This is a genomic window from Nocardiopsis codii (assembly GCF_036327455.1).
GTDB lineage: Bacteria > Actinomycetota > Actinomycetes > Streptosporangiales > Streptosporangiaceae > Nocardiopsis > Nocardiopsis codii.
The window spans coordinates 21,063-38,614 of the sequence record NZ_JAUZMY010000016.1 but is presented as its reverse complement, the minus strand read 5'-3'; the positions used below and the strand labels follow the sequence as shown (position 1 = coordinate 38,614).

Here is a 17,552-nt window from a genome sequence, read left to right as displayed (position 1 = left end):
CATGCCGCCCGCCCCCGGGCGTGTTTCAGAAGCGTGGGTGTCAGACCCAGCTCGCGCCGTGGATCGCCATGTGAGTGCTCCTTCGTGTCAGTGCTGCCGGGGCCGAACCGGCCGGGCCCCCGGGAGGTCGGTGGTCCGAACCGGAGCGGCTGGCGCCGCGCCCCACAGAAGAATGCCCCAGAACCGGTTCGTGACCAACCCCCCTGGGTGTCTCCTTGACTTCTGAGCGGAAGCCCCACCAGCTTTCAACACAATAAGCGATTAAGTTATTACCCAAAGTGATGTAAAGTGTTGGGGTGTCGAGTGGGCCCGCCCTGTGGGCGGTCTCCGGGCGTTCGGCTACCCGCCCGTCGTCACCGAGTGGCATGGTAGGGGAACGCGGGGCGAATCCGACCCGTCGAACGGAGAACCGCAGGAGGCGGCGGACCCATCAGAGTCGGGTGTGGGGGATGAATGGCAGAGCGTGACACAGAAGGGAGGAGGGAGCCGTGAGCATTTCGGAGAAACCTGCGGCACCGGTCGGCCGTGTCCCCGGGGGCCGGTCGTCGTGGCCGGTCCTCCAGGAGCCCCAAGGCCTGATCGTCTACATGTGCCTGCTCCTGGTCGCCGCGCTGTTCCTGTTCGGCGTGGCGTTCGCCTTGACCGTGTTCTCACTGAAGGACCTGGTCACCTTCACCGCGCTGGTCGTCGGCGCGGCGATCTCCGTCGAGGGGAGCCGTCGGCTGGGCACGCCCACGCCCGCCGGGTTCAACCGGGACCTGCTGGGAGCCTGGTGGTTCCCGGTCGTGCTCCTTCTCCCTCCCGTGTACTCCCTGCTCATCCCCATTCCCGTGTACCTGATGGTTCAGCAGCGCACGAGGCGCACCCTGGTGCACCGCCGGGTCTTCAACGCGACCTCGGTGGGGCTGTCGGGGTTCCTGGTGTCGGTGATCTGGCACGGGGTGTGGGGAGGCGGCCTCGTCGGCGGGCTGGGCGGCGTTCTCGAAGCCGGTGAGCCCCTGACCACGGGTCCCGGCGTTCTCGTGGCGGTGCTGTGCTGCGCCGGGTTCACCGTCCTCAACACCCTGCTCGTCGCGCTGGCCGCCCGGATCAGCAGCGGGCCGGGGAACAGCCTCCGCCCCATGTGGGACCGCGAGGCGCTCATCGTGGACGCCGTCGAATTATGTGTCGGCGTCACGGTCGCCATCCTCGCCCAGCTCTCCCTCTTCCTCCTGGTCATCGCCGTGCCCCCGGTCCTCCTCCTCCAGCGGAGCCTCCTCTACCAGCAGTTGCAGATGGCCGCGCGCACCGACCCCAAGACCGGGCTCCTCAACGCTCCCACCTGGGAGCAGGAGGCCTCGGTCGAGATCGCCAGGGCACGCTCCTCGCGGGGGCGCGCCGCGGTGCTCATCGTCGACATCGACCACTTCAAGCGGGTCAACGACAGCCACGGGCACCTCTTCGGTGACCAGGTGCTCCTGGGTGTGGCCACCACCATCGCCCAGCAGCTGCGCCAGTCCGACCTGCTCGGACGGTTCGGCGGCGAGGAGTTCGTGGTGCTGCTGCCCGGTTCCGACACCACCGAGGCCTGGCGTGCCGCCGAACGGCTGCGCTCGCAGGTCGGAGGCATGGACATCGCGGTCGACGGCGTCCCGGTGCACATCACCATCTCGATCGGGGTGGCCGTCATCGGGGACCACGGGAACGACCTGGTCGAACTGCTCACCGCGGCCGACCTCGCGCTCTACCGGGCCAAGGAGACCGGCCGCAACCGCGTGTGCCTGCCCGCGGGGCGCCCCGGTGTCGGCGGCACGATCCCCGGCCCCCGGGAGGCGGAGCTGCCGGATCCCGGCGGCCCCGCGGAGCCCACGGATCCCAGAGAGGTCACCTGAGCAGCAGTCCCACGCAACCGCGGGGTTGTCCACAGGAGCGGGGAAGCCCTTGTCCCGCACCGGGCGATCACGCACCGTGAAGATATGCACTCCGACCAGCAGCACCCCCGCGACCCCCACGATCCACCGGACTCCCCCCGCCCCCGGCACCAGCCGGACCAGGCGGGGCACACCGGCGCCCCGACCCCGACAGGGGCCCTCCGAGACGGCCCCGGGTCGGCGGACCCGGTGCCCCGGACCCGCACGCCCGACGGCGGGGTGTCCGGCGACGCCTCCTCCGGCGCCCTCACGCTGACCAACCCGACCGACATCATCGCCACCCTGCCGTACCTGGTGGGAGAGCCACCCGACCCAGGGGTCGTGGTCCTCGCCATCCGGGGACGGGGCGTGCACTCCGTGTTCTGCGGCGACCTGGACAGGATGGACACCGCCCCCGACCCGATGCGGCGCGCCGCGGCACCCGTCGCGGCGGCCCTCTCCGAAGGGTGCACGGCGCTGGCCGTCGTCGCGTACGGTCCGCCCGAACGGGTCACCCCCTACGTGGACACACTCCTGGCCGCGGCCCGCACACGCGGCCTCGGCGTCGTCGACGCCCTCCGGGTCACCGGCGGCCGGTACTGGTCCTACACCTGCGCCTCGGCCGGGTGCTGTCCGGCCGAGGGCACGCTCGTCAACGTCGACGGCTCCACGGTCCCCGCGAGCGCGGTCCTGCACGGGATCGTCCCGGCACCGCCGTTCCACGCGACCATGGCCGACATCGCCCGCGTACGGGCGCTCCTCACCCCCGTCGACGGGGAGGAACGAGCCGCGATGGACGCCGCCGCGGACCGCGCGGCGACCCGTGCGCGGGAACTGTCGGCCCGGGGGGCCGGCGGCGCGCTCACCGACAGGGGAGTCCCCGCGGCCCTGGCGGCCGTCCGGTCCGAGCGCGAGGGCGAGGCGGTCACCGACCGGGACGAGCTGGCCTGGCTGGGCGTCTACCTGACCGAGACCAGGGTGCGGGACGAGGTCTGGGCGCGGATCACCGCCGAGGCCGCGCCCGTCCACCAGGCGCTGTGGAGCCGGGTCACCCGCCACCTGCCGGCGGACCAGCGGGCGGCCCCCGCGTCACTGCTGGCCGTCGCCGCCTGGCAGCGCGGGGACGAGGCGCTCGCGGCGGCCGCGCTGGACGTCGCCCTGACCGCCGAGCCCGGCTACTCCATGGCCGTGCTGATGAGCCGTGCGCTCGCCTGGGGGCTCCCGGTGGAGCGCTGGCGGGAGTTCACCCCCCGCTGGCTGATGAGGGGGACGGGGCCGCCGCGGGACTGACAGGCCCCGGCGCCGGGGACCCGTCCGGTCGGGTCCGGGGACGCCTCCCCCGCCGAGGGGGCGTGCCTCCCCGGGCCGGGCGGCTCCCCGGCGCCGGGGGGTTCCGGCACGGCCCGCCCGGCCCGGGGCCGCCCGGGCGACCGTTCCGCAGGAGGGGCGGGGAGCGGGGCGCCACGGCCCTCCGCGGGAGGCAGGGCACGACAGGAGCCCCCGCCCGTCCCCGACCGTGTCCCGTGTGCCCTCCGATGGCGGGGGCATGGGCCGCGACGCCCTAGGCTTGGAGGCATGCCGGAGTACATTTTCACCATGAACAACGTGCGCAAAGCGCACGGCGACAAGGTCGTCCTTGACAACGTTTCGGGGTCGTTCCTGCCCGGAGCCAAGATCGGCGTCGTGGGCCCCAACGGTTCGGGTAAGTCGACGCTTCTGAAGATCATGGCCGGCATCGAACAGCCGTCCAACGGCGAGGCGCGACTCATGCCCGGGTTCAGTGTCGGGCTGCTCGCGCAGGAGCCGCAGCTCGACGCGGACAAGACGGTCCTGGAGAACGTCGAGGACGGCGTCGCCGAGACCAAGGCGATGCTGACCCGCTTCAACGAGATCGCCGAGCAGATGGCGACGGACTACTCCGACGACCTGCTCGAGGAGATGGGCAAGCTCCAGGAGCAGCTCGACCACCGCAACGCCTGGGACCTGGACAGCCAGCTGGAGCAGGCGATGGACGCCCTGCGCTGCCCGCCCGGGGACGCCTCCGTCACCCAGCTCTCGGGTGGTGAGAAGCGCCGGGTCGCCCTGTGCAAGCTCCTCCTCGAGCAGCCCGACCTCCTCCTGCTCGACGAGCCCACCAACCACCTCGACGCCGAGAGCGTGAACTGGTTGGAGCAGCACCTGGCCAAGTACCCCGGCACGATCATCGCGATCACACACGACCGGTACTTCCTCGACCACGTCGCCACGTGGATCCTGGAGCTGGACCGCGGCCAGTTCTACCCCTATGAGGGCAACTACTCCACCTACCTGGAGACCAAGCAGGCCCGCCTGAAGGTCGAGGGGCAGAAGGACGTCAAGAAGGCCAAGCGCCTCAAGGACGAGCTGGAGTGGGTCCGCTCCAACGCCAAGGCGCGCCAGACCAAGAGCAAGTCCCGCCTGGCCCGCTACGAGGAGATGGCCGCGGAGGCCGACAAGACCCGCAAGCTGGACTTCGAGGAGATCCAGATCCCGCCGGGTCCGCGCCTGGGCAACACCGTGGTCGAGGTCAAGAACCTCACCAAGGGGTTCGACGACCGTGTGCTCATCGAGAACCTCAGCTTCTCCCTGCCGCCCAACGGCATCGTCGGTGTCATCGGCCCCAACGGCGTCGGCAAGACCACCCTGTTCAAGATGATCGTCGGCGAGGAGACCCCCGACCAGGGCAAGATCACGGTCGGCGACACCGTCCAGATCTCCTACGTCGACCAGTACCGGGGCCGGATCGACAACTCCAAGAACGTCTGGGAGTCGATCTCCGACGGCGAGTCGTTCATCACGGTCGGCAAGGTGGAGATCCCGAGCCGCGCCTACGTGGCCGCGTTCGGCTTCAAGGGCTCCGACCAGCAGAAGCAGTCCGGTGTGCTCTCCGGCGGTGAGCGCAACCGCGTCAACCTGGCGCTCACCCTGAAGCAGGGCGGCAACCTGCTGCTCCTGGACGAGCCCACGAACGACCTGGACGTGGAAACGCTCGGCTCCCTGGAGAACGCGCTGCTGGACTTCCCCGGCTGCGCCGTGATCACCTCCCACGACCGCTGGTTCCTCGACCGCGTCGCCACGCACATCCTCGCGTGGGAGGGCGACGCCAACTGGTTCTGGTTCGAGGGCAACTTCGAGTCCTACGAGAAGAACAAGGTCGAGCGCCTGGGCCCGGATGCCGCGCGTCCGCACGCGGTGACCCACCGCAAGCTGACCCGCGACTAGGGCGTGTTCCGTGGATGCTTTCGGTTGACTCGGCGCTTGCGCCGATCGACGCGAGCCCGGAATGATCCGCGGAACGCGGCCTGGTCCCACTCGGTCCGAACGCACACCCGAGGGGGCACCGGAGCACCGGTGCCCCCTCGGCCGTTCCCGGAGACGGGGTGCCGCCCGCGCGGATATTCCCCGGATCCCGGCCCCAGAGGGGGCCCGGGAAACGTCGCGTACCCTGGACGCGATGACTTCCGCGCGTGATGACCAGCAGAGCATGGGCGAGCAGCCCGTGCGAATGACCTTCTACGAGGCCGTGGGCGGTGAGGAGACCTTCACCCGCCTGGTCCGCCGCTTCTACGAGGGCGTGGCCGACGATCCGGTCCTGCGCCCCATGTACCCGGAGGAGGACCTGGGGCCGGCCGAGGAGCGCCTGCGCCTGTTCCTCATCCAGTACTGGGGCGGCCCGCGCACCTACAACGAGCAGCGCGGCCACCCCCGCCTGCGGATGCGGCACGTCCCCTTCCGCATCGGCGCCGCCGAGCGCGACCTGTGGCTCAAGCACATGCGCGCCGCCGTGGACTCCCTCGACCTGCACGAGGTGCTGGAGCGCCAGCTGTGGGAGTACATGGTCATGGCCGCGCACAGCATGGTCAACGTCCAGGAGGACGTCGTGGCCCCGGAGGTCCCCAACCCGACACGCGTGTCGGTGGCCTCCGACGAAGACGGGGACGACGGCGAGGCCGTCACCATCTCCCTGAAGTAGGGGAGCCCGAGGGGGTGCGGGCGGGCTCCCATTCCGAGGGTGGCGTGGCCGCACGGGACCCTCGTCCGCCCCGCCCCCCGGGGGCGCCCCGGTCGCACCGCGGGGCAGAGGCGAACCGGAGAAGGAGCCACCATGGGCTTGCGCCCCCCTCGGCCGGTCGGCATGGCCGAACTGCGTACCGACCGCCTCACCCTCCGGCGGTGGCGCGATCGCGACCTCGAGCCCTGGGCGGCCATGAACGCCGACCCCGAGGTGAGGGAGCACCTGGGAGACCCGCTGACCCGAGAGCAGAGCGATGCCTCGGTGGCCCGGTTCGAGGCGGACTTCGACCGGCGGGGCTACGGGTGGTGGGCGGTCGAGGTGCGGGACACCGGCGGCTTCGTCGGTTTCGCGGGCCTGGACGAGGTGGAGGACGGCATGCCGTTCACCGGGGTGGAGATCGGGTGGAGGCTCGCCCGGTCCTCCTGGGGGCGGGGTTACGCCACCGAGGCCGCTCTGGCGGTCCTGGCCCACGGCTTCGGCGCCCTCGAGCTTCCCGAGGTCCTCGCGGTGACCACGGCCACCAATCTGCGTTCGCAGGCGGTCATGCGCAGGATCGGTATGTCCCGGGACACGGAGGCCGACTTCGACGACCCGACCGTGCCCGAGGGGCCCCTGCGTCCGAACGTGCTGTACCGCGTCGCCCGCGGTCCGGGGAGCGGGTCCCTCCCGGTGTGAGGGCCGGACTCCGCGGTGGAGTCCTCTCCGTGCGCTTCCCTCCCGGACACCGGCGCGCTCCCGCGTCGTCGACCGCCCGGCCCCGAGGGAGCCCCGGCGGCGAGGACGGCTCCGGCGGTCCCGTGTCCGGGGCCCCTGTGCGGGACTCCGCCCGGAGGCTACGCGTACGCGGCGAGGAAGGCGCGCTCGGTGGCGTCGAGCCGTCTGGCGCTCTGCGTGGCCACGTCGAAGCCCACCAACACGGTCCGCGCCCGCAGGTACACGCGGTCGTCGTCGAGGATCTCGTAGGCGAGGGTGAAACTCGCGTTGCGCACCTCGGTCACCCACAGCTCCACGCGCACCGGGTCGGTCCGGGGGAGCAGCGGCGCCACGTAGTCCGCTTCCTGACGGGCCACGACCATGGCCCCGAACACCTGGTCGCCCTCGACGGCGCCGCCGTAGCGCAGGAACGAGACCCGGGCGTCCTCCAGGTAGGTGAGCATCCGGACGTTGTTCACGTGGTGCTGCGGGTCCAGGTCGGCGTAGCGGACCTGTGCGAGGTGCACGTGCCGCGCGGGGGCCGACTCGGTGCCGACGGCTCCGGCGTCGATCTGTGTCACGTCTGGGTCCTCTCGTGCTGCTCTCCCCGGGGGGCGTACGACTCCTCCGATTGTCTCAACGCCCCCCGGGAGCGGACCCCTTCCCGTGTGTCCGATTCCTGTGTCGTTGCTCTCCCGGCCGCCCGGGGAGGGGACGTCACTCCACGGAGAGCCCCAGGTGGTGGGCGAGGAAGGCCAGCTGCTCGGAGTTGAGTGACACACTGCGGCTCACCGACCGCGCGCTGTGGCCCACCTCGGCCTCCCGGCGCAGCAGGACCGGCCGCTCCTCCACCGGGGCGGAGGTCGCCTCCTGCATCGCCGCGCACAGCTTGCGGGCGTGCAGGGGGTCCACACGCGTGTCGTTGTCGAACACGGTGAACAGGGTCGCGGGATAGCGGGTGTCCTCACGGACGTTGTGATAGGGCGAGTAGCCCAGCAGCCATCCGAGCTGTTCGGGGTCGTCCGCGCTCCCGTACTCCACGTTCCACAGCTGGCCGAGGCCGAACCTCTCGTAGCGCACCATGTCCAGGAGAGGGGCGGAGCAGACCGCGGCGGCGAACAGGTCCGGCCGCTGGGTGACCATGGCGCCCACCAGCAGGCCGCCGTTGCTGCCGCCCATGACGGACAGGCGGTCCGGGGCGGTGACACCGGTGGCGACCAGGTGCTCGGCCGCGGCGGCGCAGTCGTCGAAGACGTTCTGCTTGTGGGCCAGCATCCCCGAGCGGTGCCACTCCTCGCCCTCCTCCAGGCCTCCGCGGAGGTTGGCGACGGCGTACACGCCGCCCGCGCGGACCCAGGACAGGGCGACCGCGGAGTAGGCGGGGGTGAGGGAGATCCGGAAGCCGCCGTACCCGTAGAGGATGGTGGGGCGCGGGCCCTGCGCGGGGGCCGCGGGGGACACCACCAGCATGCGGACGGGGGTTCCGTCCCCCGACGTGTAGGTGACCTGTTCGACCTTCACGTCCGGGAGGTCGATGCTCCCCGGGGCGTCGGCCCACACGGACACCCGGCCGGTGAGCGCGTCGTAGCGGTACACCGAGGACGGATGGGTGTTGTCCGTGTAGCCGAACCACGCCTCGTGTCCCCCCTCGGGGCGTTCGGAGAGCGCGCCGACTGTGCCCAGGCCGGGCATGTCCACGACGCCCAGGATCTCCCCGGTCAGCAGGTCGCGCTGGGTGACCTCGCTGATGGCGTGGCGGCTGTGGGAGACCAGCAGTTCGGGGCGTTCGAGGCCGGGGCCGTCGAGGAGGGCGTAGTCCTCCAGCACCGCCTCGGGCTCCTCGGGGACCAGGGTGGTCCAGTTCTCGTAGCGGGGGTCGGCCGGGTCGGTCACGCACAGGCGTCCGCGCGGCGCGTCCCGGTCCGTGTACAGGTAGAGGCGTCCGTCCCGGCCCACGTGGGCGCTCAGGCCGGCGTCGACGTTCTCCTGGACGGGCACCAGCCGCGGCCGCTCCAGGTCGCCGTCGGACAGGTCCGCGATCCACATGTCGGTGGCCGAGGAGGTGCCCCGGACCGCGAGGAGGATCAGCCAGCGGCCGTCCCGGCTCACGGAGGGGCTGAAGTACTCCGTCTTGTCGCGGTCGGCCCCGAAGATCAGGACGTCCTCCGCGACAGGGCGCCCCAGCCGGTGGAGGTACACGCGCCGGTGGTAGCCCTCCTCCCCCTCGGGGACCTCCTCCCGGGGCAGCCGCCGCACGTAGTAGAAGGCGGAGGAGTCCGGCAGCCACGCGATCGGGCTGTAGCGGGCCCGTTCGACCGGGCCGTCCACCAGGTCGCCGCTGTCGACGTCCACGATCCGCAGGACGGACTCCTCGTCGCCGCCCTCGGAGAGCTGGTAGGCGAGCAGGCGCCCGTCGGGGCCGGGCTTCCAGGCGTCCAGGGTGGTCAGGCCCCCGGGGTCGAGCGCACCGGGGTCGACCAGGACGCGCTCGGGGCCGTCGCCGTCACGGACGTAGAGCACCGCGTGCTCCTGGTCGGCGGTGCGGCGGACGAAGAAACGGCGGTCGCCCCGCCAGACGGGGGATCCGACGGCTCCGGCGCCGAGGAGGGACCGGAGCTCGCCCGCGAACCAGTCGCGCGCGGTGTACCGCCCGGAGGCCTCGGCGTAGAGGGTGTCCTGTGCCGCTGCCCACTCCTTGGTGGCGGTGGATTCGTCGTCCTCCAACCACCTGTAGGGGTCGCCGACCTCGCGGCCGTGCAGATTCTCGATGAGGTGGAGCCGTTCGGCGCGGGGGTAGCGGAGTTCACGCATACTTCGCACTCTATCCACCGCTATCAACCTCTGAGTGTTCGGCGCGGCGGCAGGCTGAATCGGGGTTTGTCGAGCGCACAATAGGACCACGAAAAGCGTTAACACGCGGTTTCTGGGCGGCCCGGCGTAAATTGGGGTGGCGCCGGGGCGGTCCGACCACGCAAACTGAATGCGGGACGCAACTCGGCGGGACCACCGGGAGGTCCGTGTGGCAAGGCGTACGGAACCACCGATCCTCGGATCGGTGCACAGGGAGGTCTCCTGGCTGGCCGAACGGCTGGCCGGGGAAGAGACACGGTCGTTCGACACGACCGGGGCGACGCGATGAGCGCCCGAAGCAGCCGGGAGGGTGGCACAGGGACCGCCCGCCGCCACGTGCTGCTGCTCAACGCCAGCTTCGAACCACTGACGACACTGCCCCTGCGAAGGGCGATTCTCCTCGTGCTGCGGGAGAAGGCCGAGGTCGTCCACCAGGACGACACGGGGACGGTGCTGCACTCGGCGACGCGGGCCTACGACGTGCCGTCGGTCATCCGGCTCAGGCGCTACATCAGCGTCCCGTACAGCCGCAGGGTGCCCCTCACCCGTGTGGCGCTCATGCGGCGGGACAGGCACGTGTGCGGCTACTGCGGGAAGAAGGCCGAGACCATCGACCACGTCATCCCGCGCAGCCGTGGCGGTGCGCACGTGTGGGAGAACGTGGTCGCGGCCTGCAAGCCGTGCAACCACCGCAAGGCGGACAAGTTCCTGGACGAACTCGGTTGGGAGCTGCACATCACCCCGAAGGTGCCGAAGGGTCCCCACTGGCGGCTGATCAACGGTGATCTGCACGGCGACCCCCAGTGGGAGCCGTACATGGCCCACCTCGCGGCGTAGCGTTCGGCCGGTCACGTGCCGGCGAACGGGCTCCAGCGGTTCGGCGGGGCTGGAACCGGGCGTCCCACCCGGCCCCCGCCACACCCCTTCCGCCCTTCGGTGCGGCCCTCACGGGCGGCCGGGGGGCGGCCGTGTGTGCCCGGGCGCCCGGCCCCGCTCCGCCGCCGCACGCCCGGGCCGGGGCTCCCCGCTTCGGCGGGGGACGAGCGGTCCCACCGGCCCTGCCCGCCCCACTGGCCCCACCGGCCCCACCGGCGCCTCCGCGCAGGGGCACACGATGTCCCGGAGGCGGGGAGCGGCCGTATTCTGACGGCATGCCGAGATACGACTTCCGCTGCCGCGAGTGCGGCGACACCTTCGAGCTCTCCCGTCCGATGGCCGAGGCCGGTGACCCCGCGTCCTGCCCGCAGGGGCACGGCGACACCGTGCGGCTGCTGTCCACCGTGGCGGTGGGCGGACGCGCGTCCGCCCCCGCGCCCTCCGGCGGCGGGGGGTGCTGCGGGGGCGGCTGCTGTTCCTGAGACCCCGACGCCCGCGCGGACCCGCGCAGGACCGTCCGGGCCGGCGCGACCCCGCGGGCCCGGACCGACGACGAGAGGAGCCGCGGCGACCGTGGACCGACAACGGATGGACCTCGACGGATATACCGAGCGGGCACGGACCGGCCCGTGCTTCGTCTGCGCGTTCCTCGCGGGAGACGCGGGCTACGCCCACGACACGGTGGCCGAGGACGAGGAGAACGTGGCCTTCCTCGACCGCTGGCCCACCCTTCCCGGCAAGGTCCTGGTCGCTCCGAAGGCGCACGTGGAGCACGTGGTGCGCGATCTGGACGAGGCCGCCTACACCCGGCTCATGCGCTTCGTCAGGGAGGTCGCCCTCGCCGTCGAGGACGTGCTCTCCCCCGAGCGGACCTACCTGTACTCGCTCGGCAGCCGCGAGGGGAACTCCCACCTGCACTGGCACGTGGCCTGCCTGCCGCCCGGGGTCCCCTACGGCGAGCAGCAGTTCCACGCCCTGATGACGGAGAACGGCGTCCTGTCGCCGACACCGCACGAGGCGGCCGACCTGGCCGCTCGCCTGCGGGAGGCCGTCGCCGCGCGAGGGGGGCGCGCCGGCCGCGGGTAGCCGCGTCCCCGGGACGCGCGCCGCTGTCCGCGGGCCGCAGCCGGCCCCGGTTCCGCGCGCACGAGGGGGCGGCCCCGACGGGACCGCCCCCTGCGAGTTCGGCTTCCTGGTCGCCTACCCCTCGATCTGCGACACGTCGCGCGCGGCGCCGGTCGAGGCCGAGGTGGCCATCGCGGCGTAGGCGCGCAGCGCTGCCGTCACGGGGCGCTGCCGGTTGCGCGGGCGGAACCGCCCCAGCTCCTTGAGCAGGCGCTCGCGCCGGGCGTCGAGCTCCTCGGCGGAGACCTCCAAGGCGATGCCCCGGTTCGGGATGTCGATGGTCACGATGTCGCCGTCCTCCACCAGGGCGATGTCGCCGCCGGCCGCGGCCTCGGGGGAGGCGTGGCCGATCGACAGGCCCGAGGTGCCGCCGGAGAAGCGGCCGTCGGTGATGAGCGCACAGGCCTTGCCCAGACCGCGGCCCTTGAGGAAGCTCGTCGGGTACAGCATCTCCTGCATACCGGGGCCGCCCTTGGGGCCCTCGTAGCGGATGACCACCACGTCACCGGGCTCGATCTGCTTGTTGAGGATGCCGTCGACGGCGTCGTCCTGGGACTCGAACACCTTGGCGGGGCCGGAGAAGGTCCACAGCTCCTCCTCCACGCCGGCCGTCTTGACGATCGCGCCGTCGGGGGCGAGGTTGCCGAACAGCACGGCCAGGCCGCCGTCCTTGGTGTAGGCGTGCTCGACGGAGCGGATGCAGCCGTTCTCCCGGTCGGCGTCCAGGGTGTCCCACCGGGTGTCCTGGGAGTACGCCTTGGTGGTGCGCCTGCCGCCCGGCGCGGCGTGGAACAGCTCCACGGCCTTCGGCAGGACGGTGTCGGAGGTGATGTCCCAGTCGGCGATGAACTCGCCGATGGTCTTGCCGTGCACCGTGGGCAGGGAGGTGTCGAGCAGCCCGCCGCGGGCGAGTTCGCCCAGGATGGAGGGGATGCCGCCGGCCCGGTGGACGTCCTCGATGTGGTACTTCTCCGTGTTGGGCGCGACCTTGCACAGGCACGGCACCCGGCGGGAGACCGCGTCGATGTCGGGCAGGCCGAACCCGACGTTGGCCTCGGTGGCGGCGGCCAGCAGGTGCAGGATCGTGTTGGTGGAGCCGCCCATGGCCACGTCCAGGGCCATGGCGTTGCCGAACGCGGCCGGGGTCGCGATCGACAGGGGGAGCACGGAGGAGTCGTCGTCCTCGTAGTAGCGCTTGGCGGCCTCCACGACCAGCCGCCCGGCGTCCTCGTACAGGGCGCGGCGCGCGGTGTGGGTGGCGAGCACGGTGCCGTTGCCGGGCAGGGCCAGGCCGAGCGCCTCGGTGAGGCAGTTCATCGAGTTGGCGGTGAACATGCCGGAGCAGGAGCCGCAGGTGGGGCAGGCGGCCTCCTCCATCTCGTCCAGCTCGGCCTGGGAGACGTTCTCGTCGGCGGCGGCGATCATGGGGTTGATCAGGTCGAGCTTGCGCACGGTGGTGGCGGTGCCGTTCACCACGGTGACCTTGCCGGCCTCCATGGGGCCGCCGGAGACGAACACCGTCGGGATGTTGAGGCGCAGCGCGGCCAGCAGCATGCCCGGGGTGATCTTGTCGCAGTTGGACACGCACACCAGGGCGTCGGCGCAGTGGGCGTTGACCATGTACTCCAGCGAGTCCGCGATCAGCTCGCGGCTCGGCAGCGAGTACAGCATGCCGCCGTGACCCATGGCGATGCCGTCGTCCACGGCGATGGAGTTGAACTCGCGGGGGACGCCCCCCGCCTCGCGGATCGCCGTGGCGACCACGTCGGCGACCTCGCGCAGGTGAACGTGGCCGGGGACGAACTCGGTGAAGCTGTTGGCCACGGCCACGATGGGCTTGCCGAAGTCCTCGCGCTCTACGCCGGTGGCGCGCATGAGGGCGCGCGCACCTGCCATGTTCCTGCCGTGTGTGACCGTGCGTGAGCGTAGGGCTGGCATGGGGTGGGCTCCCATCGTTACGGGTGTTTCCCTTCGATGGTAGCCCCCCGGGAGAGCGGCTTCGGTCTCGGAGTGGGAGACTCGGCTTCCGGATCGTGAGACGGGCCTGGTGGGGTCCCCGGTTCGCGGGCGCGGCGGGGCCGTCCGGCCGAAGCGGCGGGGCGGTTCCGAGGGGCCGCTGCGGGCCCGCCGCCGGACACACGTAAGGCCCGGGTGCCACGGCGTCGTGGTCTGTCCCGGGCCCGTACGGCGTCAAGGGGGGCGGGGCGCCGAGGGGGAGGCGCCCCGTTCAGTACCGGGGAGGGAGGGCCTTCTCCGCGGCTCGGTAGATCTCCTCGATCTCGGTCTCGGTCAGTCGGTCCCGGCCGCTGCGCAGCCACTTGCGGACCTTGGTGCCGGTGATGATGTCCACTCCGCGCAGCCGGTGGCTGTCCCAGGGCATCCCGGGTCCGTAGATGGCCAGCGACGCCCGCACCTTGATCTCGCGCCCGAGTTCGGTGCTGATCAGCTCCTCCGCCCGCTTGGCCTCCTCCAGTGCCTCGTCGATGCGCTCGTTCTTGCTGAACCGGCCGTGGTAGAGCTTCTCCAGCTTGTTGCGGAGCGGGAGGCGCTTGTCCCACGACTCGGAGTCGATCGCGAACGCTCCGCGCCGACCCACGATGAAGTGGTCGATCTGGCCGTTGCCGCCGGGCACCGCGCGCGCGTGGAGCACGCGGTAGCCGAGCTGCTTCATGACCTTGAGCTGGACCTCGGTACGCCGCTGCACGGCCGAGGGCTTGCGCCAACGCGGAATCTCCGACTCGCGTCGGGAGTGGTACACCATGGTGCCGACCAAGGTGAAGATGCCGAGTGTGGCGGCGAGGCGCCAGTCGGACGTGACGAGGCCGAAGACCGCCGTGACCGCGGCCGCGCTGATCGAGCGGACGACCCACTTGCGCGCCGACTGGTTGTCCTTGAGCGCGCCGTACACGGCTCTGGTGCCCGAGGGCTCCTTGTTCTTGCGCTGGTTGGGGAAGAAGAGGGTTTCGAGCCCTTCCTCCTCGGAGTTCTGGGGCGGTTGGCTCTGGCCGTTCACTCTGGTTGCCGATTCCACGTCGGACAGGTTAGTTCTATCCATATCCGAGTCCTAGTGCATTACTTCTCACACTTTTGTTCCCTTACGGTTCGGTGTCGACGGGTGTCGAATGTGCCGGGCCGGGGAATGGTCAGGGGTTGGTCGATCTCTCGGGGGAACTGCGGTTCACCTTCGTGGTGCCCCCTGTGGTTCCCACTAATCTGGGTCGGCATGACCCAGATCCACGACCTTCCGGCACACCGGCTCGCGGCGATGGTCCGCAGTCGTGAACTGTCCCCTCCTGAGATCACAGAGCACTATCTGCACCGGATCGAGCGGTTTGACCGCCGCTATGGCGCGTACATTACGGTCGCCTCGGAAATGGCGCTCGAGCAGGCCCGTTACGCGGAGAAAAGGCTGACGGGCGACACGCCGGACCCCCTGCCGCCGCTCCTCGGCGTCCCCGTCCCCGTCAAGGACCTCGACCCCGTCGCCGGGGTCCGCTTCACGCAGGGCTCGGCCGTCCACCGCGACACCGTCGCCCCCGTCGACTCCGACCTGGTCGCGCGCCTGCGCGACGCGGGGACCGTGATGGTGGGGAAGACCAACACCCCCGAGTTCGGCTCCAGCTGCTACACGGAGAACGGCGTCGCCGCACCCTCCCGCAACCCGTGGAACACCGACCTCTCACCCGGAGGCTCCAGCGGCGGGGCTGCCGCGGCCGTCGCCGCCGGACTGGCGCCGGTCGCACAGGGCAGCGACGGCGGCGGCTCCATCCGCATCCCCGCCGCGGTCTGCGGCCTCTTCGGACTCAAGCCCACCCGCGGCCGGGTCTCCGGGTCGCCCCTCAAACCCGACCTCGTCGGGCTGTCGACCGCCGGGCCCCTCACCCGCGACGTCCGGGACGCCGCCCTGCTCCTGGACGTCATGGCGTTCTCGCGGCCCGGGGACTACTACACCGCGCCGCCCCTCGCCCCGGGCGAGACGTTCACCGACCACGTGGACCGGGAGCCCGGACGCCTGCGCATCGGCGCCTACGCCTCCACCGGGTCGGCGGGCATCACCGTCCACCCGGAGGTCGCGGCGGCCCACGAGGACGCGGTCCGCCTCCTGACGGAACTCGGCCACGACGTCGAGGAGGTGCCCGAGCCCGGCGACGCCCACTTCGGCGGCACGTTCACCGACGACTTCCAGGTGATCTGGGCCGCCATGGCCTCCGCCTCCCCGGTACCCCCCGGCCGGGAGTCCGAACTCGGCCCCCTCAACCGCTGGTTGCGCGAGCGCGCCCGGTCGACGCCGGTCCCCGCCTACATCGCGGCCTGTGCCCGGCTGCAGCGCGGTGTCCGCTCCCTGGTCGCCGCCGCCGAGCCCTACGACGCCGTGCTCACCCCCACGCTGGCGATGCCCCCGGTCCAGGTGGGCCACTTCTCCGGAGCCGGGCCCGAGGAGGAGTTCCGGAGGATGACCGCCTTCACACCGTTCACGTCCGTCTACAACGTCTCGGGCCAGCCCTCGGTGAACGTCCCCCTGTACTGGTCGGCCGACGGCCTGCCGATCGGGTCGATGCTCACCGGGCGTATGGGCGGCGAGGGCACCCTGCTGGCGCTGTCGGCACAGCTCGAACAGGCCAGGCCGTGGTTCCACCGGGTGCCGCCCGGCTGGAACGGCTGACCCGCCGCACGGCGGGGGTCAGCGCGGCTCGTCGGCCGCGGACACCGCAGCCTCGGCGCCCGAGGCCGCGCCGTGCACCGGAGGCGCGTCCAGGACGGGCGCGACCTCCTCCACCGTCGGTCCGCCGTCGGCCTCGGCCTCGGGCCCGGGGCGGCCCAGGAACAGGCTCAGCACCGCCGCCACCAGGACGAGGCCGGCCGCCCCGGCCACGCCGCCGGCAATGCCGTCGGAGTCGATCAGCGCACCGGTGAGCGGCCCGGCGATCGCGCCCCCGGTCCCCATCGCCGTGGCCGTCCAACCGAACGCCTCCGCCCTGCGGTGCGCCGGAGCCGTGTCCCCGATGCGCCCCATCACCGCGGCCAGGGTCGGAGCGAGGGCCAGCCCCGACACGAACAGCAGGGGCGTGATCAGCAGGGGGCTGGGCAGGTGCATGACCGGCGGCACGAACGGGATCAGGATCGCCAGGCCGAAGGCCGCGGCGAAGCTCCGCAGAGCCACACGGGGCCGCCCGCGCAGGGACCCCGCGACCACTCCGCCCACCAGCGAACCCAGCGCCCACACGGAGGCCATCGCCATCACGTACTGCGGTGCGTCGAGTTCGTTGGCCCAGGCCACGATGACCAGGTCCATGCCGATGACACCGGAGACCATGAGCAGGCACATCGCGAAGACCACGCACAGGGCAGGGTAGAACAGCAGGCTCCGGCGCGGGCGCGCGCCCGCAGCGGGACCCGCGGCCTCGACCGGAGCGGGGCCGGTCACCCCGGCCCGGCGCAGCGACCACGCGAAGCCCACCGCGCCCAGGACGCCCAGCGCCGCGAGGAGGAACAGGGCCGAGCGGGGACCAGCCATCGCCACGACACCCGCGGTGAGCACCGGGGAGAAGATGAAGAGCAGTTCCTGCGTGGTCGCCTCCGCCGCGTAGATCGCCTGTCTCTCGGGTCCGCGGGTGAGGCGCGGCCACAGGGCCCGCACGATCTGGTTGGCGGGCGTCCCGAACAGCCCCGTCCCCAGCGCGAGCGGCAGCGACAGCCACCACAGCACCTCCGGAAGCAGGGCGAGAGCCACCAGCCCCACGCTGAACACGAGTCCGCACACCAGCACCAGCCGGTCGGTCCCGCCCCGGTCCGCCATGCGCCCGCGCAGCGGTCCCACCACGGCGATGCCGAGGGTGAAGGCGCCCGCCACCAGCCCGGCCAGGGTGTAGGAGTCCGTCCAGTCCTCGACCAGGAACGTGACCGCGATCATCAGGCCCGGCGTGTAGAAGCGGGCGGCGAGGGACCAGGTGAGGAGGGACAGGACGTGGGGCGTGGCGAAGAGCCGCCGGTAGTTCGCGAGCACACCTCGATTATGCAGACGGGCGGACCTTTCGGCGATCCGATTAACGCCCTGCTCAGAACAGCGGCCCTCACGTTGCGCGACG

At 71.9% G+C, this 17,552-nt stretch carries 14 protein-coding genes; 9 read left to right on the top strand and 5 right to left on the bottom strand.

Annotated elements, in window-relative coordinates; translation table 11 throughout:
* The first annotated feature begins 488 nt into the window (after positions 1-488).
* The 5 genes from Q8791_RS16885 (at position 489) to Q8791_RS16865 (ending at position 6,597) form a co-directional block, all read left to right on the top strand.
* Positions 489-1,871 (top strand): GGDEF domain-containing protein, encoded by a 1,383-nt coding sequence (locus tag Q8791_RS16885; RefSeq protein ID WP_330092675.1) that lies wholly within the window; start codon positions 489-491, stop codon positions 1,869-1,871.
* Between the two features lie 84 nt (positions 1,872-1,955).
* Positions 1,956-3,179, top strand: coding sequence for a DUF4192 domain-containing protein (locus Q8791_RS16880; protein WP_330092674.1), 1,224 nt, complete (start codon positions 1,956-1,958; stop codon positions 3,177-3,179).
* Between the two features lie 285 nt (positions 3,180-3,464).
* The gene (gene ettA / locus Q8791_RS16875) at positions 3,465-5,129 is read left to right on the top strand and encodes an energy-dependent translational throttle protein EttA (protein ID WP_330092673.1); all 1,665 of its coding nucleotides are present in this window, start codon (positions 3,465-3,467) and stop codon (positions 5,127-5,129) included.
* A 232-nt stretch (positions 5,130-5,361) separates the two neighbouring features.
* Positions 5,362-5,880 (top strand): globin, encoded by a 519-nt coding sequence (locus Q8791_RS16870; protein ID WP_330092672.1) that lies wholly within the window; start codon positions 5,362-5,364, stop codon positions 5,878-5,880.
* 132 nt (positions 5,881-6,012) lie between these two features.
* Positions 6,013-6,597, top strand: a complete 585-nt coding sequence (locus tag Q8791_RS16865; RefSeq protein WP_330092671.1) for a GNAT family N-acetyltransferase — start codon at positions 6,013-6,015, stop codon at positions 6,595-6,597.
* A gap of 158 nt (positions 6,598-6,755) precedes the next feature.
* Here Q8791_RS16865 and Q8791_RS16860 read toward each other — a convergent pair whose 3' ends face one another.
* Both Q8791_RS16860 and Q8791_RS16855 read right to left on the bottom strand, forming a co-directional pair.
* Positions 6,756-7,196, bottom strand: coding sequence for an acyl-CoA thioesterase (locus Q8791_RS16860; protein WP_330092670.1), 441 nt, complete (start codon positions 7,194-7,196; stop codon positions 6,756-6,758).
* A gap of 136 nt (positions 7,197-7,332) precedes the next feature.
* On the bottom strand, positions 7,333-9,426 hold the full coding sequence (locus Q8791_RS16855; RefSeq protein WP_330092669.1) for a prolyl oligopeptidase family serine peptidase: 2,094 nt from the start codon (positions 9,424-9,426) through the stop codon (positions 7,333-7,335).
* Positions 9,427-9,801: 375 nt separating this feature from the next.
* Between Q8791_RS16855 and Q8791_RS16850 the strand changes: the two genes are divergently transcribed.
* The 3 genes from Q8791_RS16850 (at position 9,802) to Q8791_RS16840 (ending at position 11,427) form a co-directional block, all read left to right on the top strand.
* Complete coding sequence (locus Q8791_RS16850; RefSeq protein ID WP_330092784.1) at positions 9,802-10,302, top strand: HNH endonuclease; 501 nt, start codon at positions 9,802-9,804, stop codon at positions 10,300-10,302.
* A 314-nt stretch (positions 10,303-10,616) separates the two neighbouring features.
* On the top strand, positions 10,617-10,823 hold the full coding sequence (locus Q8791_RS16845) for an FmdB family zinc ribbon protein (RefSeq protein ID WP_330092668.1): 207 nt from the start codon (positions 10,617-10,619) through the stop codon (positions 10,821-10,823).
* A 91-nt stretch (positions 10,824-10,914) separates the two neighbouring features.
* Complete coding sequence (locus Q8791_RS16840) at positions 10,915-11,427, top strand: HIT family protein (protein WP_330092667.1); 513 nt, start codon at positions 10,915-10,917, stop codon at positions 11,425-11,427.
* Between the two features lie 114 nt (positions 11,428-11,541).
* On the opposite strand, the gene ilvD is transcribed toward Q8791_RS16840, so the two are convergent.
* Both ilvD and Q8791_RS16830 read right to left on the bottom strand, forming a co-directional pair.
* Complete coding sequence (gene ilvD / locus Q8791_RS16835) at positions 11,542-13,404, bottom strand: dihydroxy-acid dehydratase (RefSeq protein WP_330092666.1); 1,863 nt, start codon at positions 13,402-13,404, stop codon at positions 11,542-11,544.
* Between the two features lie 289 nt (positions 13,405-13,693).
* A complete protein-coding gene (locus tag Q8791_RS16830; RefSeq protein ID WP_407942011.1) occupies positions 13,694-14,497 on the bottom strand; it encodes a nuclease-related domain-containing protein in 804 nt (267 codons plus the stop codon).
* Positions 14,498-14,689: 192 nt separating this feature from the next.
* On the opposite strand from Q8791_RS16830, the gene Q8791_RS16825 reads away from it, so the two are divergent.
* Positions 14,690-16,129 (top strand): amidase, encoded by a 1,440-nt coding sequence (locus Q8791_RS16825; RefSeq protein ID WP_330092665.1) that lies wholly within the window; start codon positions 14,690-14,692, stop codon positions 16,127-16,129.
* Positions 16,130-16,147: 18 nt separating this feature from the next.
* On the opposite strand, the gene Q8791_RS16820 is transcribed toward Q8791_RS16825, so the two are convergent.
* On the bottom strand, positions 16,148-17,470 hold the full coding sequence (locus Q8791_RS16820; RefSeq protein WP_330092664.1) for an MFS transporter: 1,323 nt from the start codon (positions 17,468-17,470) through the stop codon (positions 16,148-16,150).
* Positions 17,471-17,552: the final 82 nt, after the last annotated feature.